Annotated in this window: 15 protein-coding genes; 3 read left to right on the top strand and 12 right to left on the bottom strand. The window is 41.6% G+C overall.

Features of this window, described 5'->3' with window-relative positions; genetic code table 11:
* Positions 1 to 649 precede the first annotated feature (649 nt).
* The 8 genes from LH29_RS13635 to LH29_RS13600 all read right to left on the bottom strand — a co-directional run bounded on the left by LH29_RS13635 (position 650) and on the right by LH29_RS13600 (position 8,822).
* Positions 650 to 1,108 (bottom strand): magnesium-dependent phosphatase-1, encoded by a 459-nt coding sequence (locus LH29_RS13635; RefSeq protein ID WP_082063700.1) that lies wholly within the window; start codon positions 1,106 to 1,108, stop codon positions 650 to 652.
* Between the two features lie 82 nt (positions 1,109 to 1,190).
* The gene (locus tag LH29_RS13630) at positions 1,191 to 2,654 is read right to left on the bottom strand and encodes a TRAP transporter large permease (RefSeq protein WP_045030707.1); all 1,464 of its coding nucleotides are present in this window, start codon (positions 2,652 to 2,654) and stop codon (positions 1,191 to 1,193) included.
* Positions 2,654 to 3,124 carry a TRAP transporter small permease gene (locus tag LH29_RS13625; RefSeq protein ID WP_198152450.1) on the bottom strand — a complete coding sequence of 157 codons (471 nt, stop codon included), beginning with the start codon at positions 3,122 to 3,124 and terminating at the stop codon, positions 2,654 to 2,656. The genes LH29_RS13630 and LH29_RS13625 overlap by 1 nt, the downstream gene beginning before the upstream one ends.
* Positions 3,125 to 3,144: 20 nt before the next feature.
* On the bottom strand, positions 3,145 to 4,128 hold the full coding sequence (locus LH29_RS13620; RefSeq protein ID WP_045030705.1) for a TRAP transporter substrate-binding protein: 984 nt from the start codon (positions 4,126 to 4,128) through the stop codon (positions 3,145 to 3,147).
* A 42-nt stretch (positions 4,129 to 4,170) separates the two neighbouring features.
* Positions 4,171 to 4,842, bottom strand: a complete 672-nt coding sequence (locus tag LH29_RS13615; protein WP_045030703.1) for a bifunctional 4-hydroxy-2-oxoglutarate aldolase/2-dehydro-3-deoxy-phosphogluconate aldolase — start codon at positions 4,840 to 4,842, stop codon at positions 4,171 to 4,173.
* A 93-nt stretch (positions 4,843 to 4,935) separates the two neighbouring features.
* Complete coding sequence (locus LH29_RS13610) at positions 4,936 to 6,036, bottom strand: sugar kinase (RefSeq protein ID WP_045030701.1); 1,101 nt, start codon at positions 6,034 to 6,036, stop codon at positions 4,936 to 4,938.
* A gap of 90 nt (positions 6,037 to 6,126) precedes the next feature.
* Complete coding sequence (gene uxaC / locus LH29_RS13605) at positions 6,127 to 7,515, bottom strand: glucuronate isomerase (RefSeq protein WP_232302844.1); 1,389 nt, start codon at positions 7,513 to 7,515, stop codon at positions 6,127 to 6,129.
* A gap of 59 nt (positions 7,516 to 7,574) precedes the next feature.
* Positions 7,575 to 8,822 (bottom strand): tagaturonate epimerase family protein, encoded by a 1,248-nt coding sequence (locus LH29_RS13600; protein WP_045030697.1) that lies wholly within the window; start codon positions 8,820 to 8,822, stop codon positions 7,575 to 7,577.
* Between the two features lie 322 nt (positions 8,823 to 9,144).
* Here LH29_RS13600 and LH29_RS13595 point away from each other — a divergent pair, with 322 nt between their 5' ends.
* Together LH29_RS13595 and LH29_RS13590 are read left to right on the top strand one after the other, a co-directional pair.
* Positions 9,145 to 12,315, top strand: coding sequence for a glycoside hydrolase family 2 TIM barrel-domain containing protein (locus LH29_RS13595; RefSeq protein WP_045030695.1), 3,171 nt, complete (start codon positions 9,145 to 9,147; stop codon positions 12,313 to 12,315).
* A 57-nt stretch (positions 12,316 to 12,372) separates the two neighbouring features.
* Complete coding sequence (locus LH29_RS13590) at positions 12,373 to 14,649, top strand: glycoside hydrolase family 20 protein (protein WP_052670932.1); 2,277 nt, start codon at positions 12,373 to 12,375, stop codon at positions 14,647 to 14,649.
* A gap of 43 nt (positions 14,650 to 14,692) precedes the next feature.
* Here the strand turns inward: LH29_RS13590 and LH29_RS13585 are convergent, their stop codons facing one another.
* The 3 genes from LH29_RS13585 to LH29_RS13575 all read right to left on the bottom strand — a co-directional run bounded on the left by LH29_RS13585 (position 14,693) and on the right by LH29_RS13575 (position 20,130).
* On the bottom strand, positions 14,693 to 15,538 hold the full coding sequence (locus LH29_RS13585) for a class I SAM-dependent methyltransferase (RefSeq protein WP_052670929.1): 846 nt from the start codon (positions 15,536 to 15,538) through the stop codon (positions 14,693 to 14,695).
* A 180-nt stretch (positions 15,539 to 15,718) separates the two neighbouring features.
* On the bottom strand, positions 15,719 to 16,213 hold the full coding sequence (locus LH29_RS13580; protein WP_045030690.1) for a ribonuclease HI: 495 nt from the start codon (positions 16,211 to 16,213) through the stop codon (positions 15,719 to 15,721).
* A gap of 122 nt (positions 16,214 to 16,335) precedes the next feature.
* Positions 16,336 to 20,130: a glycoside hydrolase family 2 TIM barrel-domain containing protein gene (locus LH29_RS13575; protein ID WP_082063698.1), complete on the bottom strand. Its 3,795-nt coding sequence runs from the start codon at positions 20,128 to 20,130 to the stop codon at positions 16,336 to 16,338.
* Positions 20,131 to 20,604: 474 nt separating this feature from the next.
* Here LH29_RS13575 and LH29_RS13570 point away from each other — a divergent pair, with 474 nt between their 5' ends.
* Positions 20,605 to 23,016: an alpha-ketoacid dehydrogenase subunit alpha/beta gene (locus tag LH29_RS13570; RefSeq protein ID WP_045030688.1), complete on the top strand. Its 2,412-nt coding sequence runs from the start codon at positions 20,605 to 20,607 to the stop codon at positions 23,014 to 23,016.
* Here the strand turns inward: LH29_RS13570 and LH29_RS13565 are convergent.
* Positions 23,011 to 24,918: a DUF3857 domain-containing transglutaminase family protein gene (locus tag LH29_RS13565; protein WP_045030686.1), complete on the bottom strand. Its 1,908-nt coding sequence runs from the start codon at positions 24,916 to 24,918 to the stop codon at positions 23,011 to 23,013. The genes LH29_RS13570 and LH29_RS13565 overlap by 6 nt on opposite strands.
* Positions 24,919 to 24,965 lie beyond the last annotated feature (47 nt).

The raw sequence follows: 24,965 nt of genomic DNA, 5'->3' as shown, positions 1-24,965 counted from the left end.
ACCGAATAGCCACCAGTTCAAATCCAGTGCATTAATTCCCAAATTCTTATTGCTATGCTATCGGTATTTACCATTGTAATTTCATCGTTTTGCTTAATATTCACGCTGAAAACAATTGGCATACTTGAACTAAAAAAAAATCCCGGCGTCCACTCCGGGATTTTTCAATCCAGTCTTTTTAAACAACTAAATGAATTTTTAAATTCTCCTCCTCTATTTCTAGCGGGGTTTGTATAATTCAAAAGTAATTATGTTACAATTTAAAGCACTACGTGAGCTACTGAATTCAACTAGCCAAAATGCTGAAATTACTACTGCCGAAATGCTGACGAAGAAGTTCGTAGTTATGGAGAGAGTTGCTGCAGAGACAATTTTCGAAGGGATTTTCAAAACCTTTCGCATATTGGATCGACACCTGGCTTATTTATTCGGCATAAAAAATCCCGGGCGTCCAATCCGGGATATTTATTTTATCACAATATAACGCGTTTCTAAAACCTTTAACTAAACTATCTACAGGGTTTGTATGCAACAAATATACCTGCTGTAGATGAACCAGCACGATATTATTTACTGAAAATCACACAAGATTAAACTGATATTTAACGGTTTAAAATGCTGATCGCAAGCTATTCGAATACCTACAAGCCTATTTCAAATACTGAAATACCTGCCCTTTCCGAAGTCCGTCGTTAACAAAAACTGTTTCAACTCCCAGTTTCCCAACTTCGAGAATATTACGGTGTTCATCGTCGAAGAAAACCATGTCGGAATAATCAATTCCAAAATACTTTTTGATTTTTGAGAAGTGTTGAATTTTACTGCCTGGATAAATTTCTTTCCGGTCGAAATATTTATCGATATCAAACAAGTGAAGTAAGTCTTGTGCCCATGTCGGTTCGAAAGTCCGTGAAGCTGCAGCTATTTTCCGGTTATTCCTTTTGAGTTCCTCTAATACTGGAATTACATCGGGATACAATTCAATTTCGCTGTTTGATTGATCAAGCAAGGCTCCATTGCTCCAGTAATATGGCGGGTTTGTGGCATCACACCAGGTTCCACCGGCATCCCACAGGGTAAAATCCAAATCAAAAACGAATAACTTCATGGGAGCGAAAATAGAGAAAGTATGGAGATTTGTGTTTTATATCAACTCCTAAGAGCCAATATAAAACACAAATTTTAAATCGCTAAAATCCCAGGCTTTGAGGTAGCCACATCGAGATTTCAGGAATATAAGTTACCAGCAACAAACAAACGATCATTGCTATAAACATCGGGATAAGCGGTTTTATCACCGTTTCGATTTTTACCTGGCTTACACTGCAGCCAATGAATAACAACGATCCTACCGGAGGCGTTCCCAAACCTACACTCAGGTTCAGTACCATGATAATTCCAAAGTGAACAGGTTCCAGTCCTAAATTGGAAACGATGGGTAAAAATATCGGGGTAAAGATCAAAACTGCCGGAGTCATGTCCATAAACACACCCACAAACAGCAAAATCAGGTTAATGATCAGCAGTATCACAAATTTGTTATCGCTAAGCGCCAATAACGCTTCACTTACGTTTTGCGGAATATTTTCGTAAGCCATAATCCACGACAAACCGATACAGGTGGCCACAAGCAAAAGCACAAATGCGGTTGTTTTTACCGAGTGCAGAATTACGGCAGGAAGGTCTTTCCAGCTCAATTCACGATAAATAAAGGCCAAAACCAAAGCATATAAAACAGCTACTGCCGAAGCTTCGGTTGCGGTAAAAAAACCGGCCACAATACCACCGATAACGATCACCAGCATCATCAAACTCGGGAAAGCACGCCAAAGTGTTTTTAGAGCATTTAATGCACCCTTTTTATGCCGGCTGCCGTAATAACCAATTCCGCCTAAAAACAAAACACCAATTCCGCCATAAATGGCTGTGGCAACTCCTGCAGAAAAGGCACTGTTTACTTTAAACAATCCTACAATTACCAGAGCAAGCGATGCAATAACCGCGAAGAATTTACCGAGGTTGCGCACCATTCCTTTAAATCCAAAATGTTTGTACGAAAACATCCCCATAGCCACCGCCATAATCGCCAAGCCGGTTAAAATACCCGGAGCGTAACCCGCCAGGAAAAGCGCAGTAATGGAAACACCACCACTGGCCAGCGAATATACAATGAGGATATTACTTGGCGGAATAGACAAACCTGTTGTTGCTGAAGTAATATTTACCGCGGCACTAAAGTTTTTGTCGTAGCCTTCTTTGTTCATTTCGGGCATCATAATACTACCGATTGCCGAAGCCGATGCGGCTGCTGAACCGGAAATGGCACCAAAAAGCATGTTAGCAAAAACATTAACAAACGCCAGTCCGGCAGGCCAGCGGCCAACCAAAACTCGCGCAAAATCAATAAGCCGGATGGCTATTCCTCCCTTGTTCATTATATTCCCCGCCAGTATAAAAAACGGAATGGCCAGCAGTGCAAAACTATCCAGCCCCGTTGCCATTCGCTGCGCAAACGTTGTTGCAGCAGGTAGTGGCATAATGGTTACCAGCATGGTTAAAATCCCTGAAATTCCGATACTGATAGCAATAGGAACTCCAATTACAAGTAAAATTATAAAGCTTACTACAAGTACAATTACTCCTAAAAATTCCATTACTCTTCAATATTTTGGTTCAGTGAATTATCAATAGCATAATAAATAATCAGCAATCCGCTTAGCGGAACAATCAGATATACATAGCCCAGTGGTAATGCCAGTGCTGCAGATTTTACCTGGAGGTAAAAACGGGTATAAACCAGCCACGAGCCACCAAATACCATTACGAATAAGGCAAACAAGCCAACCAGGGCATTAATAAAAGTTTGCAAGCGACGTTTTTTAACGCCTTTCATTTTTTGCAACATCAGGTCGATGGCGAGGTGTTCGTTTTTACCGGCCACATAAGCGGCCCCCAACATACCTACCCAAATTAGAAGAAATCCAGCCAGCTCGTCGGTAAACGAACTTGGTGCGGACAAAACGTAGCGGCTAAAAACCTGCCAGAGCACATCGAGTACCAATATGCTCATAATCGAAATCAACAAGATCTCGATTACTTTATCTATTTTTTCTCTGATAGTCATAATCTTTTTCTTATCGGTTTCTATTTAACGGCTTCGATGCGACGTAATATGTCTCCCAAAACTTCGTCCTGACGGTATTTATCCAGTAAATCGGAAACTTTCTCTGCAAATAATTCTTTGTTAGGATAATTGACCTGAACACCATTCTCCTGAACAATTCGCAATGATTCTTCCACCGATTCGGCCCAGTACTTCCGTTCTACAGGAACCGATTCATCGGCAGCTTCCTGCAGCCACTTTTGCTCCTGCTCGCTTAGTGTATTCCACACTTTTGTACTAATGATCAGCACATCAGGCACACAGGTATGTTCATCTAATGAGTACTGTTTACAAACCTCGTAATGGTGCGAAGTATATAAACTTGGCTCGTTGTTTTCGGCGCCATCCACTACTCCACTTTGCAGTGCGGTGTACAACTCGCCCCACGAAATTGGAGTTGGAGAACCACCTAAAGCGCGTACCATTTCCATGGCCGTCTGGCTTTTCATCACCCTGATTTTCAAACCTTTTAAATCGTCAGGTGTATTTATGGGTTTGTCGATGGTATAAAAACTACGGAAACCGGCATCGTAAAAACATAAACCTCGAATCCAGTATTCCTCCGTTCCCAACAACAACTCTTTGCCGATTTCCCCGTCAAACACTTTAAATGAATGTTCTTTCGAGCGAAAAACATAAGGCAAACCCAGCGCTTTGAATTTTGGTGTAAAACTTTCCATTACCGCAGCCGAAACTTTGGTAATTGCCAGGCTTCCGATCTGCAACAATTCAACACACTGCTGCTCGGAGCCCAACTGTCCGCTGGGGTAAATATCGATGGTGAGTTTACCGCCCGATTTTTCTGCTAAACGCTCGGCCATAAACTCCATTCCTTTATGTACGGGGTGAGTTGGGTCGAGACCGTGAGCCAGTTTTAAGACTTTATGTTGTTTGGTTTCGGTGCATCCCAGAAGAAATACCACCACAAAAACCAAAGAAAAAGTTTTAACGATTTTAGTTCTCATTAGATATAATTGATTTAGTGTTTCGCCATTTTGGCGCAAATTTTATGTTGTCAGATCACTGATAATTTTCAATGCCCCGGCACATTTTTCGGTAATATAAGCATAATTTTTTTCGGCCAAAACTTCTTTTGGGAACAACTGCGATCCCATTCCCACACAAGTTACACCGGCTTCGAACCATTGTTTCAGGTTCTCTTCGTCAGGCGATACACCACCAGTTGGCATTATGCTGGCATAAGGCATTGGTCCTTTTACGGCTTTTACAAAGCTAGGTCCTCCCACCTGCGACCCGGGGAATATTTTAACCACCTCGGCACCAAGCTCGTGCGCGCGACCAATTTCTGTAACCGAACCACAACCCGGGCTCCAGGCTATTTTGCGTTTGTTACAAACTTTTGCCGTTCCTTCATCAATAAGCGGAGCAACAACGAAGTTGGTTCCCATAGCAATATACATGGCAGCTGTTGCCTCATCAACAATAGAGCCAACGCCCATAATCATTTCAGGACATTCTTTTATTGTCCATTTATTCAGTTCAGCAAATACGTCAATAGCAAAATCGCCACGGTTGGTGAATTCGAATAAACGTACACCACCATCGTAGCAGGCTTTTACCACTGCTTTACAAACCTCTACATCCTGATGATAGAACACCGGCACCATTCCGGTTTCTTTCATTTTTAATGCTACTTCTATTCTTGAAAATCTTGCCATCTTTTATAAGTTTTTAGTTCGCAGTCGCAGTTATCAGTTCCATCATGAACTAACTATTCTTACTGACTGAAAACTGAGACTGTTTACTGTTTTTTATCGGTCAACACGAGCACTTCCGCCGCCGATTATTTTTTCTACTTCTGATAAGGTTGCCATAGTTGTATCACCCGGAGTGGTCATTGCCAATGCACCGTGTGCTGCGCCATATTCAACAGCTTTTGCACCATCGTTAAACTCAAGGAAACCATAAATTAAACCGGATGCAAAACTATCGCCACCACCTACACGATCCATAATTTCAAGATCTTCGCGGTGCTCTGCTTCATGAATTACACCATCAGCATAACAGATAGCGCCCCATGAATTTATGGTAGCTGTTTTTACAGTACGCAATGTTGTGGCTATAACCTTGAAGTTAGGAAACTCGGATACGGCAGATTTTATCATGTTTTTATATCCGGTTAAATCCAGCTCTTTCAGATTCTCTTCGTTACCTTCCACTTCAAGTCCCAAACAAGCTGTGAAATCTTCTTCGTTACCGATCATCACATCTACGTACTTGGCGATTTCACGGTTTACTTCCTGCGCTTTTGCTTCACCACCAATGGCTTTCCAAAGCGACGGACGGTAATTCAAATCATACGAAACAATGGTACCATACTTTTTGGCAATTTTCACTGCCTCGATAACCGTTTCTGCTGCCGTTTCCGAAAGTGCAGCGAAAATACCACCGGTGTGCATCCAGCGAACGCCCAGTGTTCCGAAGATATATTCCCAGTCGATATCGCCGGGTTTTAATTGCGATGCAGCTGTATTTCCACGGTCGGAAACACCTTTTGCACCACGAATGCCAAAGCCTCTTTCTGTGAAGTTTAATCCATTACGAACGGTGCGACCACAACCATCGTAATCTACCCATTTTACGAATTGAGTATCCAAACCGCCCTGAAGCATAAAATCTTCAATTAAGGCACCAACTTCGTTGTCGGCCAATGCAGTTATAATTGCTGTCTTCTTTCCGAAACACCTTCTCAGACCGCGTGAAACGTTATATTCGCCACCGCCTTCCCAGGCACGAAACTGACGCGTTGTTCTTATTCTGCCTTCTCCCGGATCGAGTCTTAACATTACTTCACCAAGAGAAATACAGTCGTATGTACATTCGGATTTTGATTTAATTTCCAATTTTGCCATGATTTAGTCTATTCTTTAATGCAATCGATTGCAAAGATACATTTCTATTAAAATATTTTGCATGATCGCCTTAAAATCAAAGTGTTTTTACTAAAAATTAAAATAAGCTTTTGCATTATTGAAACAGATATTTTCAACCATGCTTCCCAACAGTTCCATATCGTATGGAATCTCACCATTTTCAACATCGTTACCCAGTAAATTACACAAGGTACGACGGAAATATTCGTGACGGGTATACGACAGGTAACTGCGTGAATCGGTTAGCATTCCCACAAAACGGCTCAACAAACCAAGGTTCGATAAGGCCTGCATTTGTTTTTCCATGCCGTCTTTCTGATCGAGGAACCACCAGCCCGAACCAAATTGCATTTTTCCGGGAACCGAACCATCCTGGAAGTTTCCGATCATTGTTGCAATCAACTCATTGTCGCGAGGATTCAGGTTATATAATATCGTTTTCGATAATTTATTCTCCATATCCAGTCGATCCAGTAATCTTGATAGTGGTCGTGCAATATCAAAATCGCCAATCGAATCAAATCCCACGTCCGCTCCAAGTTTCTTGAACAAACGCGTATTGTTGTTGCGTAATGCGCCAATATGAAATTGTTGCGTCCATCCGCGCGAATGGTCCATAATTCCAAATTCGTACAACATGCACGACTTGAATTTCACCACTTCTTCTTTTGTAAGCGCACCACCTTTACGAACTTTAATGAAGATCTTTTCAATTTCGGCTTCGGTGTAATCTTCAGCCAGGATTGTTTCAACACCATGATCGCTTAAACGACAACCATTTAAATGGAAAAACTCGTGACGATCGTCCAGCGCTTCCATTAAACCGCTAAAGCTGTTAATATTAATATTGGCAGCCTCTTCCAGCTCACTCAAATAAGCATTGTAAGTAGTTGCATTCTCCACAGCCATCGCCTTATCAGGACGCCAGGCCGGTAGTACAGCGGTTTCAAAACCATCGGCTTTAATGGCTCTGTGATACTCCAACGAATCCACCGGATCGTCAGTAGTGCAAATGGTATGCACATTGGCCATTTTTATAATACCGCGGCATGAATATTCAGGCGTTTGTAATTTGGCATTACATTCTTCCCAAATCTCTTTTGCAGTTGCCGGACTCAAAACTTTATCGATTTCAAAGAATTTTTTTAGTTCCAGATGTGTCCAGTGAAAAAGCGGATTGCGCAAAGTGTGCGGCACCGTTTCGGCCCACTTTTCAAACTTCTCCCAATCGCTGGCATTTCCGGTGCAGTATTTTTCGGCAACACCGTTGGTACGCATTCCGCGCCATTTGTAATGGTCGCCATACAACCAAAGCTGCGTTATGTTCTCATACTCTTTATCCTCAGCAATTTCCTGCGGATTAATATGACAGTGGTAATCAAAAATCGGCATTTTGGCCGCATGATTGTGATATAATTCCTTTGCAACATCGGTTTGCAAAAGGAAATCTTTGTCCATAAAAGCTTTCATAATGAATAAAAAAGTCGGAAGTCGGAAAACCGAAGTCCGGAGTTATTTTATAAGTCGAATAATCTTTTTAAATGTCGGTCGTAGATATTTTCCTCTACACAAGCACCAACAACATCAGCATATTTTTCTAACAATCCCGTGTAGCGCTCTCCCATTTCGGCAGCAACTTTATATCCTACATGAATTAACTGACGGAAGTTTGCATTATAATCCGCATGTCCGGGAATATGACGCAAGGTGTTTCCGAATTTTTCGCCCGTCCAGCCGGCAACCTCTTCCGCTGATGGAAGTTTTGAGTCATCAATATCAATAACATCTGCGTACGGAGCACAAAGTTCGTCTTTCCGATCCAGCGCTTTTGTATAAATTTCTTTCGCTGCAGCCAAACCTTCGTCGCCCGAGATAGCTAATCCGATCACTTCTTCCAGCCAGGTTGTTCCGGCAGTTTTTACGTGAATTCCCTTATCGTACTTTTTAATGATATCGGCCATTATCGGGTAAATCGTAAATTTATCAGATCCCGAGTGCACGCTAAGTTTCAGATCAGCCGGTAATCCAAATTCTTTTACCGCGAAATCAATTACCAGCACATCCTGCTCAAACTCTTTGGCAAACTGTTCGGCATCACCCACATAGTCAACACCTTTATTAAAACGGCCGGTAAATTTCGGGGCAATGGTTTGTGCCGGAATATTTTCGTTGGCAATCATTTTTAATATGAAAAACATGTCAACCGGAGTCTGCGGAGCCTCTACTTCGTCCATCGATACTTCGGTAACAAAGTTGCCTTTGCCTTTCACCGCCTCAATGTGTCGGTAAATTTTTCCTGCTTCTTTAACAGCAGCCAGGTATTTCGAGGCTACCTTTTCCAGCAATCCTCTGGTAATTTCAATCGGTTCCTCTATCCCCGGTATAGTTACCTCATCTCCAAGCAACTTGCAGGTTTCTTTAAAAGCAGCCACATCTTCAACCGATGCCTCGGTACCAATATACATAGCTACGTCGAGGGTAAAAAAGTTGCTTGGCTCGATAAAACGATCTACGTTTCCAAGATTGATATGATCGGCATCAACAAAATAGGGATTTTCCCAGGCCAGTGCTTTTACGGCCTCATCGGCTTCAATTCGTGTGCCCGATGGCTCGGAATGCACAATATCGTGTTCGCGATTTGATTTATTCCAAACAGGAGTTACTTCAATACCTTTTTTATTCGCTTTAATTAAGGCACGGAGTTGTGCCTGTCCTTCGTGGTTGAAGCGGTCGCCCACTCCAAAACTATATTTTCCAAATTGCATGATACAAGTCTAGTATTTATTTTTTCAAAAATCGTTTTCCGTGTACGTGCACGAAAGTAGAATTATATTTTAAATCTAACAAATATTTACTGTTCTTTAAAATCATTCCACGCTAAGCAACGTCACACCTACAACACTGTTTTTTAACCACTTAATCCTTATTAACTTTTATCATCAATGTTCAGATATTTCTAAAACAACACACACATTCTTAACAGTTGTATATTTTCTGAAAACCGAACCCGATATATACGCTTAAAAAAGTGTATCTTTGTAATTTATTAACTTAAATCAATAATACTTTTAAATATTTTTCAAATCTATGAAACATTTCACTGTCCTTCTTACCCTCATTTTCTTTTCGATATTACTATCTGCACAAGATCAACCAGCAGATTGGGAAAATCCGGCCGTTTTCAACATCAACAAAGAAAAACCGCATGCCAGCCTTATGCCATTTGGCTCGGTTGATGATGCCTTAACACAAAAACCACATCAATCGGAATACTATAAGACATTGAGCGGCACCTGGAAATTTAACTGGGTGAGAAAACCTTCCGACCGACCGGTAAATTTTTACAAACCGGAATATGATGTTTCTGATTGGAACGATATTCCCGTTCCGGCAAACTGGGAACTGGAAGGCTATGGCGTACCGATATACGTAAATCATCAATATGAGTTTTCAGACTACAAAAAGCCGGTGTCGCCGGAAATGAAATTTGTGGATGACATTTATCCGGCCGAACCGGGCAAAGTTCCACACGATTACAACCCGGTAGGCTCTTACCGCAGAACTTTTACCATACCTGAAAACTGGAATGGCCGCCAGGTTTTTATACAGTTTGGAGCAGTAAAATCAGCTTTTTATTTATGGATTAACGGCGAAAAAGTGGGCTACTCACAAGGAAGTAAAACGCCGGCCGAGTGGGACATTACTCCTTATCTAAAAGAAGGCGAAAATATTGTGGCAGCCGAAGTTTACCGCTGGTCTGACGGCTCGTACCTTGAAGCTCAGGATTTTTGGCGTATAAGCGGTATCGAACGCGATGTGTATCTCTATTCTACTCCGAAAGTTCGCATCCGCGACTTTTTTGCAAAACCTGATCTGGATGTCGAATACACAAACGGAGTATTTAGTCTGGATGTTGATTTGAGCAATCACACTTCGAAACTAAGATCGGGCGACTACACCGTTAAATACAGTATTTATGACGAAAGCGGCTCAGCGCTATTGAGCCGTGAACAGGAAGTTAAAATTAACCGAAATGAAAATGCTACTGTTCATTTTTCGGAAGAACAAATAAAAGATGTAAGAAAATGGACTGCCGAAACGCCAAATTTATATCAGCTAATAATTAGTTTGATTGACGACAACGGCAATACTATTGAAGCGGTAAGTTCAAATATTGGTTTCCGCAAGATTGAGATTATTGATGCAGTATTTCATGTAAATGGTGTTCCGGTTACTATTAAAGGGGTTAACCGACATGAGCACGAACAATACAATGGGCATGTGGTAAGCGAAGAGGCGATGATAAAGGAAATTGCTTTGATGAAACAGTTCAACATTAATGCGGTGCGTACCAGCCACTACCCCAACGACGAACGTTTTTACGATCTGTGCGACAAATACGGTTTATATGTGACCAACGAAGCCAATATCGAATCGCACGGAATGTACTACGGAGAACATTCGCTGGCCAAAAAACCGGAATGGACACCGGCACATGTCGACCGGAATATGCGAATGGTTGAGCGTGATAAAAACCATCCATCAGTAATTGTTTGGTCGATGGGAAATGAAGCCGGCGATGGTGAAGTTTTCTCTGCCGTTTACAAATCCATAAAAGAACGCGATCCATCGCGTCCGGTGCATTACGAGCGTGCTATTATGGGTGATAATACCGATATTTTTTGCCCGCAATACCCGAGCGTACGAGCACTGGAGAATTACGGATCGAAACACCAGACCAAACCTTTTATTTCAAGTGAATATTCGCATGCCATGGGAAACAGCAACGGCAACCTGGTTGATTTATGGGCAGTATTTAACCGCGACAGAAACGACCAGTTGCAGGGCGGTTATATTTGGGACTGGATCGATCAGGCGCTGGTAAAAAAAGCGGACGATGGCACTGAGTTCTGGGCTTACGGTGGCGATTATGGCGAAAACATGCCAACCGACTATAATTTTGTTTGCAACGGAATTATATCGGCCGATTACACGCCGCATCCTGCCATGTGGGAAGTAAAATACGCCTACCAGAACGTAAAATTCGAACAACTTGACAAAGGGTACCGAATTACCAATATGTTTGATTTTGTTGATCTGAGCGATTACGAAATCAGCTGGACATGCACCCGCGATGGAGAATATTACAGCTCGGGTATTTTGGAAAACGTTAACCTTAAACCGGGCGAATCAACAGACGTAAAGATAAATCCGGAAATAAAGATTGACTTTACCGATCCGGAACCTCATGAATTCTTCATCGATTTTTCGGTAAAACTTAAGGAAGATAAACCATTCCGCAAAGCCGGATTTGAAGTGGCGCACGCACAGTTTCCTGTTAATATAGAAATGGTAAGTGCAACTAAAGAACAAACAACTTCAGCGGAATTAAAACTGGAAGAGACTAATAAGAATTTTACAGTTCATGGACCACAATTCGTTATTAACTTTGACAAAGAAACAGGTACAATTTCATCGTATAAAATGAATGGAACTGAATTGATTCAAAAAGGTCCGGAGGTGAATTTCTGGCGACCAGCCAACGACAACGACAAAGGCAGCAACATGCTAGGTCGATTGGGCGTTTGGCGCGAAGTTTCAAGAAATTTAAAACCCGAAAGTGTTACAGCCGTTCAAACTGATAACAACAAAATTTACCTAACAACAAAATACAATTTTGATAAGATTGATGCGACACAATCGGTAGTTCAGGTAATTGATGGAAAAGGGAAAATTGAGGTTACCAGTAGTTTTGAAACGTCGAATACCGAGCTCCCCAATATTCCGAGAATTGGTATGCGTTGGGAAATGCCGGTGAATTTCGACAACCTGAAATATTTTGGTCGCGGGCCACACGAGAATTATATCGACCGTAACCACAGTGCTTTTGTGGGTATTTACGAAAGCAAGGTGGCTGACCAGTATTTTCAATACGTACGTCCACAGGAGAATGGCTACAAAACCGATGCTCGCTGGTTCGAGTTGAGAAACGAAAACGGCTTGGGCTTAAAAATATCGGGCGATCCGGTAATTGGATTCTCTACCCTGCATAATCCGATTGAAGATTTTGACATGGAAGACAGGAACGACTACCGCCACTCCAACGACATTGTGAAAAAAGACGGTGTATTTATTTGCACCGACCTGATACAAATGGGTGTTGCCGGTGATAATTCGTGGGGAGCACAGCCCATGCAGCAGTATCAGATTCCGGCAAAAGATTACCAGTACAGTTTTACAATCGAGCCGATATTTTAATTAGCAACATCAGTAATTTAACGAACAATGCAGAAGGCTATCATTTTATTCGTCGTCATGACAATCAGTTTGGGGATTTTTGCCCAATCTGCCGACATCGTACCAAAGCCGGTTTCGGTGGTAAAAAAAGAGGGCGTCTTTAAAATTACCGACAACACAAAAGTTCTTTTTAATGCCTCTGACGAAACGGAAAAAGAATTCTCCGATCTGGCAAAAGATCTTCTAAAAAGCGCGACAGGTAACACTCCTGAGTTTGTTGCACCAACAGCTCCGAAAGAAGGCAATATTCTTATCCAGCTCAACAATCCACTCGATACAAAAATCGGCAACGAAGGTTACACACTTTCTATACAAAACGACCGGGTATTTTTAAATGCCAACACAACAGCAGGTCTATTTTATGGCATGCATAGCATTTGGCAACTGTTAACGGTAAACGATGGCACTACCCTGCCCTGCATGGATATTACCGATTATCCTCGTTTTGGCTGGCGTGGTTTGCATCTTGATGTGTCGCGGCACTTTATGCCCGTTGAGTTTATTTACAAATACATCGACTACATCGCGCTGAACAAAATGAATGTTTTCCACTGGCATTTGGTGGATGATCAGGGTTGGCGTATTGAAATAAAAAAATATCCAAAACTTACAGACGTTGGTGCCTGGCGTGCCGACCGTGAAGACCTGGATTGGAACTCACGAAAAGAACCGGTAAAAGAAAACGAACCAAAATATGGCGGCTTTTACTCGCAGGAAGATGTGAAAGCCATTGTTGAATACGCGCGAAAAAAACATGTTACGGTAATTCCTGAAATTGAAATGCCCGCACACGTTATGTCGGCGTTAGCAGCTTATCCTGAGTTTTCGTGCACCGGAGAATACAAACCGGTTCCTCCGGGCGGAGTTTGGCCGATCACGCATATTTTCTGTGCAGGAAAAGAAGAAACATTTAACTTTTTGGAAGATGTACTGACAGAAGTTATGGAACTTTTCCTGTCAACATACATCCATATTGGTGGCGACGAAGCCACAAAAACCGAATGGGAAAAATGTGAGCTCTGCCAGAAACGAATGACCGACGAAGGTTTAAAAGACGAGCATGAATTACAAGCTTATTTTATCAAACGAATTGAGAAGTTTCTGAATAAAAACGGCCGTCAGTTGATTGGCTGGGACGAAATTCTGGAAGGCGGACTTGATCCGACGGCAACCATTATGTCGTGGCGTGGTTCCGATCCCGGAATACGGGCTGCCAAAGCCGGTCACGATGTGGTAATGTCGCCAACCTCGCACTGTTACTTCGATTATTACCAGGGCGATCCTTCGCTGGAACCAAAAGCTTTTGGCGGAAATATCACTTTGAAAAAAGTATATAATTACGAACCTGTTCCTGCAGAGTTGAGCATCGACGAAGCCAAACATATTATCGGAGCGCAGGCCAATATCTGGACAGAATACATGCCCAACGGCCGCCATGTTGAATACATGATTATGCCACGAATGAGTGCACTCTCAGAAGTGTTATGGTCGCCGAAAGATGCGAAAGACTGGGGTGATTTCTCGAAAAGAATGGAAAGCCAGTACAAACGATTCGACAAACTGGGAATCAACTATGCAACCAGTGCATTTCAGGTTTCTGCAAAACCGGAACTGGATCCGGCAAACAAATCGATAAAAATTGAATTAAGCACCGAAGCTTATGATCCAACTATTTATTACACAACCGACGGATCAAAACCGACGGCCAATTCAAAAAAATACACCCAACCGTTTTCAATTAGTAAATCAGGAACGGTTAAAGCCGTAGTGATTCAGGATGGTGAATTAAAAACTGAGCCGCTAGCCACCGACTTTTTTATCCACAAAGCTATTGCCTGTAAAGTAGATCAGAAGTTTCCGAACAGCAAAAGCTATGAATCAACCGGAGAATATGCGTTGGTGAACGGTATAAAAGGGACCAGGAACCACGCTGATGGAAATTGGAAAGGATTTGTTGGCAATGACTTTGTTGGAACTGTTGATTTGGGAAAAGAAACAGAATTTAGTGCCGTTAAAGTTGGAGTTCTGCAGAATATTGGCGCATGGATTTTTTATCCATCGCAAATGATTGTTGAAGGTTCTAACGATGGAAAGACCTTTAAAAAGATCGGCTCTGTAAAAAACAAAGTGAGCATTTCTGATGGTGAGCGTCAGATTCAAGAACTTGTGGTAAACAAAAAGGCTTTAGCCCGCTATTTGCGCGTAACGGTTAAAAACCTCGGTGAATGTCCGAAGGGTCATGCAGGTGCCGGCGAACCGGCCTGGCTATTTGTTGATGAAATTATTGTAGAGTAAAATATTTAACGGGCACGATTTCAGTTCGTGCCCGTTTCTTTTTCTATTTCTTTTTGCGGGCAACCGTAAAAGTTACATGCTCTCCGCTAAACAGATCACCACCCGGCAAAACATCTTCGTAAAATTCAACGTTCTCCCATTCGTTTTCAGCCAACAGTTTTGTCAGGTCTGAATGTGCAAAAAAGTGTGTCCAGAACCGGTAAACATCAACTTTTTCATTCTCATTTACTACCTGATGCTGATATAATATTACCTTCTCCTCCTCATATAAAAACGACTCAGAAAGCGCAAGATAAGGCTCCGGTTTCCAAAAACCCGCATCTGCTACTTCCCAGTTTTTTGGTGCTACTTTTTTAGGCAGGTCCTTATCGTTTAATACATCGAAAATAAAGGTGCCTCCCGGTTTTAAAACTCCATGAATAAAACCAAGCAACTTCGTTCTGTCTTCGGGCAGCAAAACACCCAAATCGGTATAAATCAACAGAACCAGATCGAAGTTTTGACCAGGGAGTTCCAACTCCAAATAGTTTGCCCGTGTGTAATTAATATTCAATCCATCTTCTTCCGCCTTATTCTTTGCGTAATCGATTGAATTTTCCGAGAAATCAACGCCGGTAACAGAATGGCATTTTTCAGCCAGCATTGTTGAATATAAACCGGGGCCACAACCCAAATCAAGAAAATTCAGTTTTTCTCCACCTGACTTTTCCAAAATCCATTCCACTGTATTTTTAATGGTTTCCGGTTTGCGACTTGCCAAATCAACATTTTTGTTCAGATGTACTTGCAAAAGTTGTTTCGAGATGTGTTCATCGGTCCACATAACTGCGGTTCCCGGTTCGTAGAGGTTTGGTTTTTGGGTGTTAGTTATCAATTTATTGAGTTTCATTTTCTTACAATTTAAAATGTTTGAATGATTTGAATAATAAGAAATGCCACAAGCAGAAGTTTTGCCTGTGCACTATTTAGCTCCGAATGAAGCGCTTTCGATATGTTCTCTCAATAAATGAAGTACGGCAAAGTTAAAAAACTTATTCCACTTAAATCGTAATGAAACTGTTAATTAAGATCACGAAGATTTAAGCCGGCTAGTTTCACTTCGCAAGGCTTTTCTGGAAGCTTTGTCGACGATTGTAAAGACGCGCTCAATTTCATTTTTTAAACGCGATGGCCGGTGCCCCTGAACTTTAACCATCTCGCAGTTTAAAGCATCAACCACTTTGTAAAACTGTTTATACAAGTCGGCATTTTTCAGCGGTTTCCCGCTTTTTGAACAAAAATCTTTATCTTCCAATCGGCGGCGACGTTCCACAAGCTGCGTAATATTCTGCGAATCGGTATAAATAGATATTTGCTGACCATCCTGTGGCAATTCTGATAAAACCCAAAGTAAAGTTTGTAATTCGAGTTTGGCAGATGAGGTATTCTCAAAACGTTTGGTTCGAACAAGCTGTTCTAAGCGCTCAGCCGCCAGGTCCTTTTCAGTAAGAAGCAGGCAGGCACCATATCCAATTTTTGATTGAACATGTACACTTCCATCCGTAAATAAATACAGCTTATCCATTCTCTAAGCTACAAAAAATAAGGATCCGATCCGGTTTAGTTAATAACTATTTGGATCGGATCCACTACATATTTTATAAGACTTTTTGAAAAGGACTACTTTTCCTAAGTCGTATTATTCAATTATAAAATCACTCCGATTTCAGCAATTGAGCTGTAAAAACTACGTTGGATTTCGCGCAAGGTTGTAATTCGTATATAGCGCACTTTGTAGGTTTTGTCGAACATTTTCTCCTGACGATCGTCGGAATAACCAAAACGACCATTTTCAACGGCTGTTTCCCAGGTTTTTCCATCAACACTCACTTCAAAATTATACACAGCAATTCGTCCGTTCCACTGATCTTGTCGCGGCAAATAACTAAATCCTTTTAACTCCAGCGTTTCTCCCATATCCACTTGCAAAAAGTGTGGCTGCACCAGTTTTTCATCGCTCCAATCCGAGTGCCAGATTGTTTCCGGATTGTTATCGATGGCCATTTGTGGTTCGTTTCCTTTGTAACTGCAATCGGCTGTGGCAGTCCACTTCTTTTTACTCATTTCAAAATACTGGATCACATGGTTGCTGTTCATCTTCCCTTTAACTTTCGCATAAACAGCTACTTTGCCTCCTTTTTTCAGTTCGAATGGTTTTTTGTAGGCTTTAAATTTCCCATCATTCACCGAATAAAAAAGATCAGCATTTTCAGCACTGCTCAGTGAAATTACACCGTTATCGTTTTGTTCCAAAACCGGAGCCTGAGCCAATAAAAGTTCGGCAACCGGGTATTTTTCGCTGGCATATTCAAAGATGTTTTTTTGCTGAAGTTGCACCGGAGAATAAGTAACATCGAAACGGTAAATGCCATTTGTTGCCACATACTGAGGTAAAATTCCGGGGCCGCAAGTGGCCGTTCCCAAACCGGTAACCAATGCGTCGAAATTAACCGTCACAAAATCGGCTTCATCCAACTCGTTAAGGTGTCGTGCTTTTGTCATTTCTGCATCGTCATACGGATAAGCGCTGAAATTCATTTCGGTTGAACCACTCAACAAAAATCCGTTTCCTTCCCTATTCGAAACCGAAGCCCAGCGTACATCCGATTGATTGCAATTATCCTGCGGAATAACAATGTTATGATCGTAAAGCTGCTCGGCAGTAGTTGAATAAAAATCGAATCTGCCGCCGCTCTTACGGTCGGGATATGTAGAAACACCTCCCAAACCATACCAGCTAACTTCGTTGTACGAACGTTTCATTTTCATTTGCAAACCCACTTTTGCAACGGCAGCGATCGACTCCGGCAAATTAACTTCGCTTGAAACATTAAAAGTTCCGTCGCCAAAAATATGATACTGCATTACCGCAGAAAATTCGGAAGAAGTGCTTTTTAAAGTAACAGGGAAAATCAGTAGCAGACTTCCATCGGCCTGATTTTTAAGTTCAGGTTTTTGAGCGGTTTGCTCTAGTTGGTCCAACCCGGCTTTTTCCCAAACCCGGTAACCGTTGCGGTCGCGAATATCGTTTTCTGTTGGCGGACGGAAAAAGTTTAATCGTGGCCCCTGTTTCATCATTTCTTTTCCGTTGAAAATGTACGATGAAATGATACCTGATTCAGCATCGATTTTTAACTGGTAGTTTTCACCCAAAACAACATATTCTGTATCGTTTTGCTGAACTGAGATTTCACCTTTGTTTTCAACGGCAACATAAGTAGCGGATTGTGTTGGCAATACAAACTCTTCCCATGCTTGTTCGTGCCCGGCTTTTACCAAACCTTTTCTATTTTTGGTAAGCAGCGAAAATTTCAGCACATAACTTTGTCCGGCTTTGGGTTGTGGCAATTCGGGTAACGAAACGCTAAAAGCTTTTTCAGCCAGTGGTTCTACATTTAATTCAGATACCATACCGTGGGCAACAATACCTTCTGCATTTTTTACCGTCCATACCAGGTTAAACTCGTTCAGGTTGGTAAAAAAGTACTTGTTTCGGATTGTAAATTTACCGGCTGTTAAATCGTCGGCTGTTATCGAAATATTCTGGTATACCTTTTTGGTTTCCCACAATTGCGGATTTGGCAAACGATCAGGATTTACCAAGCCGTTCATACAAAAACTGTTGTCGCTGGGTTTGTTGGTTCCGTAATCGCCGCCATATGTGTAATACATTCTTCCTTTCTCATCCACTTCGCGCAATCCCTGGTCAACCCAATCCCAGATGCAACCGCCCTGCAACGCCGGGTACATTTCAATGGCATCCCAGTAATCCTGCAAACCACCGCAACTGTTACCCATCGCATGTGCGTATTCGCATTCGATTAAGGGGCGATCAGGATTTCCTTTTGCATAATTGATAATGCCTTCAATGCTCATGTACATGGGACAGAAAATATCGGTATGAGCTTCCAGCCCGGCACGTTCATATTGCACCGGACGACTTTTATCGCGTTCCTTAATCCAATTATAAGTGGCAACAAAGTTGATTCCGTCGCCGGCTTCGTTTCCTAACGACCAGGTAACAATACAAGCGTGGTTTTTATCGCGTTCCACCATCCGTCGTGTACGATCCAAATGCATTGGCCCCCACTCGGCGTGTTTGGCCAAACTTTCTTCGCCATAACCCATTCCGTGCGATTCAATGTTCGCTTCATCAATTACATACAATCCGTACAAATCACAAAGCGCATAAAACTCCGGATCATCAGGATAGTGACAGGTACGCACTGTATTGATGTTAAATTCCTTCATCAGCTGAATATCTTTTAACATCATTTCGCGGCTGATTACATGTCCCTCATCCGGATCGTGCTCGTGACGGTTAACTCCTTTAACATACACCGCTTTTCCGTTCACCATAAACTGGCCGTTTTTAATTTCAGCAGTGCGAAAACCAATGTTTTGCGAAAGTGCTTCAACGGTATTTCCCTCAGCATCCTTTAAAACAATCATCAGTTTATACAAGTTGGGTTGCTCTGCCGACCATTTTTTTGGATTGTCAACATTGGCGCTAAACTGAAACATTGTCGGCTCTTCTCCTACGGATGAAGTTTCGGAGAGGTCAATTATTTTTTGATTTTTATCCAGGGTTAAAACACTTGCTTCAACCGTATAATCTCCGGCATTGGCTGCGGTATAGTTTTCCACTTCTACATCCAGTGAAAAAGATCCGTTTTTATAATTCTCGTCCAGGCCGGCAAGTACAAAAAAGTCGCGCACATGTACTTTTGGTGTGGCCTGTAAATAAACGTCGCGCTCAATACCGCTAATTCTCCAAAAATCCTGGCATTCGAGGTAACTCCCGGTACTCCAGCGATACACTTCAAGGGCCAGCGTATTTTCTCCAGGTTTTATGAATTCTGTTAAATCGAATTCGGCCGGAGTTTTTGATCCTTCGCTATACCCAACTTTTTCGCCATTTACCCAAATGTAAAACGCCGATTTTACAGCTCCAAAGTGTATGGAGATCTGTCGATCCTCCCAATTTTCAGGAATAGTAAAATTACGTCGGTAACTTCCAACCGGATTGTAAGCAGATGGAATATGTGGCGGATTTGGGCGTTCGTTTGCAATCATCCAAAACGGATACCTTGTATTTACGTAAATGGCAGTATCAAAGCCCTGGCGTTCCCAGTTTGCCGGTACTTTTATATCGGCCCAGTTACTTACATCATAATCGGTTTTGTAAAAATCAACAGGCCGGCCTTCAGGATTGGTGGCAATATTAAATTTCCAAATGCCATTTAACGACAGAAAATATGCCGACTCATTCTTATTATTGTCCCACGCCAATCTTTCACTTTCAAAAGGGAAAAAGCTGGCATGCGGATCGGTACGATTAATATTAAAAACCGCGGGATCTTCCCATTCTTTTACGTCCTGAGAAAAAACGGACGAACACACTAATACAAATAAAAGTAGTAAACTGAGATTTTTCAACATGATATGTGGTTTAATTAATTTCTCTATTTAGCAAGACACATAAATTGTCGGTTTAACCTATGTGAATGCAATGTTTTTCGTTCTTATTTTCGCAATATAATGCAAACCTCATCAACCTTTAAAATTAGAAACAAAAAACATTGGAGAAATAAGAATAATTTGAGTTACAATAATTGTGTATGTTACTCTTATGGCGTGTTTAGAATAGAATCTGACAAGAATACCGCGACATCCTTTTTCAGGAAATGAAGTGAATCAAGATTAAGTTTCAATTCTTAATCATAAGTCAATTCATATAAAAATATGCAAAAATAAATTCACACATTGGTTTCATTTTCAAATAGATACTTTTTAGTCCTGTTATACAAAAATCCCTAATTCCATGCACCTTTTAGTGCATTCTAAATTAGCACCTTAGCTAAACATTTCTGACTTATATTCGTTTTATTTGCGACTGATTAACAAGAATCGTTTATGTATTTAGAAAAGGAAAAACCGGCAACAAAGAACCAAATATCTGCAAAAGAAGCACTTCAGGATTACTACATTGCGCGATTAAGTCGCGAATTAAGTATAATGGGGCGCCGCGAGGTGCATAACGGACGTGCGCACTTTGGTATTTTTGGCGATGGAAAAGAAATTGCCCAGATTGCTTACGCCAAGAATTTCAAAAAAGGCGACTGGCGCTCGGGTTATTACCGCGATCAGACCTTTATGCTGGCACTTGGATTGCTGAAACCGGAAGAGTTTTTTGCCATGATTTACGGCGATACCGATGATGAAATAAATCCCTCTACCGGAGGTCGGAATTTCAACAATCACTTTAGCACAAGAAATATTAGTGATTCGGGAGAAATAAAAGATCTTGCTGATCAGTATAATTCAGCTTCCGACATTTCATCAACAGGAGGTCAGATGCCACGTTTGCTGGGTTTGGCACAAGCCAGTAAAATGGTTCGGCAACAACCCGAATTAAAAAAGCAGCTAAACAACAATGTTACCGGCAACGAAGTAGCGTTTGGCAGTATTGGAGATGCCAGCACAAGCGAAGGAATTTTCTTTGAAACCATAAACGCAGCCGGCGTACTGCAGGTGCCGCTTGCCATTGCAGTTTACGATGATGGTTTCGGAATTAGCGTACCCATTGAGCTGCAAACAACAAAATCGAGCATTTCGGAAGCACTAAAAGGTTTTGCCAAAGAAAAAGGCAGCAATGGTGTTGACATTTATAAATGCAAGGGCTGGAGTTATCCTGATTTGGTAAAAACATTCAAGGAAGGAATCGACAATTGCCGAAAAAATCAAACACCGGTGGTTTTTCATATCAATGAAGTTACGCAACCGCAAGGGCACTCCACTTCGGGCTCACACGAACGATACAAAACAAAAGAACGCCTGGAGTGGGAAAAAGAATACGACGGTGTTAACCAAATGCGCAAATGGATGCTCGAATCAGGAGTTGCTGACGAAGATATGTTGGATGAGATTGAAAAATCAGCACAAAAACGAGCTAAAGAAGCCCGCAAAAAAGCATGGAACAATTATACCGAAGGATACCAGAATGAGAGAACTGAGTTGATCAAAATTCTGAAAAGAATAGATAAGCGCAGTGAATTGCAGAGTTTACGACGCTTTGAAAAAGTAACCGATAAAATTTTCCCAACCCGGAGATCGCATCTTAGTTTTGCAAAAAGACTAAAGCTTGAGCTTCATACCATGCCGGAGCTGGAAGATGAACGCGACATTTTGAAAGAATGGATCAGTCGTTTTGAAGAACGCACAGCCGGTTTTTATAATGGAGAATTATACCGCACCGGTGCTGACGCTGCCATAAATGTAAAAGAAGTGGCAGTAGAATACGATGAAAATTCTAACGAAGTAAACGGCTCGGTGGTTGTAAATAAAAACTTTGATGCCCTGTTTAGCAAATACCCCAACCTTGTAACTTTTGGCGAAGACACCGGAAAACTGGGCGATGTAAACCAGGGGATGAAGGGTATGCAGGAGAAATACGGCAAAGTACGTGTTGACGATGCCGGTATCCGTGAAGCAACGATCATCGGACAGGGAATTGGTTTGGCCATGCGTGGTTTCCGCCCGATTGCAGAGATTCAATACCTCGATTACCTGATTTATGCACAGTCGCAGTTAAGCGACGATTTGGCCACTTTGCAATACCGCACCAAAGGCCGTCAGGCAGCACCGTTGATCGTGCGTACGCGTGGTCATCAGTTACAGGGAATCTGGCATGCCGGATCGCCTATGCAAATGCTTTTGGGATCGATGCGTGGCATGTACCTTTGTGTTCCCCGCAACCTGACACAAGCAGCAGGTTTTTACAATACGTTGTTGGAAGGTAACGACCCGGCGCTGGTTATTGAGCCACTAAAAGGTTATAACGTTAAGGAAAAACTTCCGGCCAACCATGGCGAATACAAAATTCCACTTGGCGTACCTGAAATTATGCAGGAAGGAACAGACGTAACCGTTGTTACTTATGCCTGGAACGTACACCATGCAGTGAAAGCAGCCAAACTGTTGCAGGATTTTAAAGGTATTTCCATCGAGGTAATCGATGTGCAAACTCTGATGCCTTTTGATGTAAATCATATCATTCTGGAATCCATCAAAAAAACAGGAAAAGTTATTTTTATGGACGAAGATGTGCCTGGTGGAGGAACGGCTTATATGATGCAAAAAGTTATCGAAGAACAAAAAGCGTTCGATTATTTAGACACCGCACCACGAACACTTTCGGCACAGGAACACCGCCCTGCCTATGGTATCGATGGTGAATATTTCTCAAAACCAAACGTAGAGTTGCTTTTCAAAAATGTATATGAAATGATGAACGAAGTGGAACCTGATCGTTTTCCGGAGCTATAGTTTTTTCAGAATGATTTTCTGGTTATCGGCATCGTATATATTTTTCATATATTCTACAAAAGCAGCATATTTTTCGGGCTGAAAAGTACCGGCATTGATCTCATTTTTCCGAACATAAGAGATCGTACGCCCATCAGCTTCTAAAGAATACTGATAACTTCCAAAGTCAGATGTAATAGTGGTTCCTCCCGGAAGATATTCTATTTCGTATCCTTCGGGTAGCTGAATCTCAACCTTGTCGATATCGCGATATGACAGGTTCATACGAAAAGGATATGTTCTGTTCTTCTCCCGCCTTGGAGTAGATGATGACTGATTTATGATATTAACAGGCATAAAAAAACGATCACCCATTTTGGCAGCGAATCTGGCAACATCTATTTCCCTGATACGTGTGGCTGAAGGAACTTCAGATTGATTGGAACGATATACGATATTTTTGTACACGGCTCCGGTAATGTCTCCTTCTTTTAATTCATCTTCAATCTGTTCTTCGGTTGTTTTTCTTAACTGATCTTCAATAAACTCATATTGTAAACCGCTATAAACAACGGTATCATTTACAACAGCATTTCCCTGTAGATCTAATACAATCGAAACGGACGATTTCCACAGGTTGTCGTTTGTATTGAATTTTGGGGTGTGGATTAAACGACTGTTATCTTTATCGACCAGCAGCACCATACGATCAGCAGTAAAACTTCCTAAAAAGCCGAAGGGAGAAAACTGGCTGGTACACTCAAGAAATACCGTATCCGATTCAAGCGGAACGCACAAAATAACATGATTGAAATCCTGCGACGGAAAGTCAGGTACAATTTTCTCTGCCGTACGACCGGCATTAACCAGGGTATAATACGAAATTATTCCAACCGCCTCCAACATTGCACGCATATAATTTACCAGGGCTTTACAATCACCATACTTCACCTCATCAACTTTTTCAGCTGAAAGGGGTTCAAAACCGCCTATGCCCAACTGAACACTTACATAACGCGTTTCTTCCTGCAGGTATTTATAAATCGCTTTCACTTTATCCAAAGTATTATCTTCTCCTTTTACAAGCTCTTTCAGAAAAAGTATTCGTTCTTCGGGCAATGTTGTTTTATCTTCTATCAATTCCCATATCCACTGTCCGTAACTTTCCCAGGTCGATAAATCACCATCCGTTCCAAAATAGGAGAATTCTGTTGGAGCAATACTAATAGTCGGAACATGCTCATAAATCGGAATTGCATAAGGTTCTCTTTCAATGGCAAGTTGATTCTTTAGTTGCCACGAATACTGAACATCGTCATCTACCTCTTCATTTTTTTCTATCGATTCAATATTATTTTCCCGAATCCGAACTTGCATATCATCGTGCAACCTTATCGAATAGCTGGTCCGCTCGATTGATTTATAATAGCCATCAATGGGTGTCCAATCGTAATAGTCTACAACCCCGTTAAAATCTATCGTATACTCGTACATCACAGTGTAAGGATAAGTACTGACATTTGGAGTTATTCGTTTAAATCGTGCATCGCTATACAAAGAAAATCCATCGAAATAACGCTGATCGTAGATTTCAGTGTTTTTAAACTTCTTTACAAACGATCCATTTTTATCATAAACCACTGCCTCTTTAATGTTCACAGTTCTATTTGAGTCATACGGAATATAGAGTACCCCTTCGCTTTCTCCGTTTTCGTTCAACACAGTTATAACCTCCTTAACTTTATAACTCACTTTCTTTGTAGAGTAAATCTCAAGTAAGATTTTGCTCTCGCGAACTACGGCGTTTGAATTCAGCAACAAAATCGGATTTATATCTGAAACCGGATAGAAAGATTCTTTTGCATGGAGAGAAAAACCCGACCATAGAATAATCAGTATTAATAAGTTGTGTTTTAAGCTCATTAGTTTTCGAATTAATTAACAGAACAGATTGAAGCCCCCGAAAAGCG

The organism is Draconibacterium sediminis, assembly GCF_000949475.1.
In the GTDB taxonomy this organism is placed as follows: Bacteria; Bacteroidota; Bacteroidia; order Bacteroidales; family Prolixibacteraceae; genus Draconibacterium; species Draconibacterium sediminis.
The sequence above is the reverse complement of the archived record's forward strand: the minus strand, read 5'-3'. Positions and strand labels throughout refer to the sequence as shown.

Coding starts and splice junctions, on each gene's coding strand:
- LH29_RS13575 (WP_082063698.1), bottom strand. CDS start 20,130: ATGTTGAAAAATCTCAGTTTACTACTTTTATTTGTATTAGTGTGTTCG.
- LH29_RS13615 (WP_045030703.1), bottom strand. CDS start 4,842: ATGGCAAGATTTTCAAGAATAGAAGTAGCATTAAAAATGAAAGAAACC.
- LH29_RS13630 (WP_045030707.1), bottom strand. CDS start 2,654: ATGGAATTTTTAGGAGTAATTGTACTTGTAGTAAGCTTTATAATTTTA.
- uxaC (WP_232302844.1), bottom strand. CDS start 7,515: ATGGACAAAGATTTCCTTTTGCAAACCGATGTTGCAAAGGAATTATAT.
- LH29_RS13625 (WP_198152450.1), bottom strand. CDS start 3,124: ATGACTATCAGAGAAAAAATAGATAAAGTAATCGAGATCTTGTTGATT.
- LH29_RS13565 (WP_045030686.1), bottom strand. CDS start 24,918: ATGAGCTTAAAACACAACTTATTAATACTGATTATTCTATGGTCGGGT.
- LH29_RS13610 (WP_045030701.1), bottom strand. CDS start 6,036: ATGGCAAAATTGGAAATTAAATCAAAATCCGAATGTACATACGACTGT.
- LH29_RS13590 (WP_052670932.1), top strand. CDS start 12,373: ATGACAATCAGTTTGGGGATTTTTGCCCAATCTGCCGACATCGTACCA.
- LH29_RS13595 (WP_045030695.1), top strand. CDS start 9,145: ATGAAACATTTCACTGTCCTTCTTACCCTCATTTTCTTTTCGATATTA.
- LH29_RS13585 (WP_052670929.1), bottom strand. CDS start 15,538: ATGAAACTCAATAAATTGATAACTAACACCCAAAAACCAAACCTCTAC.
- LH29_RS13620 (WP_045030705.1), bottom strand. CDS start 4,128: ATGAGAACTAAAATCGTTAAAACTTTTTCTTTGGTTTTTGTGGTGGTA.
- LH29_RS13600 (WP_045030697.1), bottom strand. CDS start 8,822: ATGCAATTTGGAAAATATAGTTTTGGAGTGGGCGACCGCTTCAACCAC.
- LH29_RS13580 (WP_045030690.1), bottom strand. CDS start 16,213: ATGGATAAGCTGTATTTATTTACGGATGGAAGTGTACATGTTCAATCA.
- LH29_RS13570 (WP_045030688.1), top strand. CDS start 20,605: ATGTATTTAGAAAAGGAAAAACCGGCAACAAAGAACCAAATATCTGCA.
- LH29_RS13635 (WP_082063700.1), bottom strand. CDS start 1,108: ATGAAGTTATTCGTTTTTGATTTGGATTTTACCCTGTGGGATGCCGGT.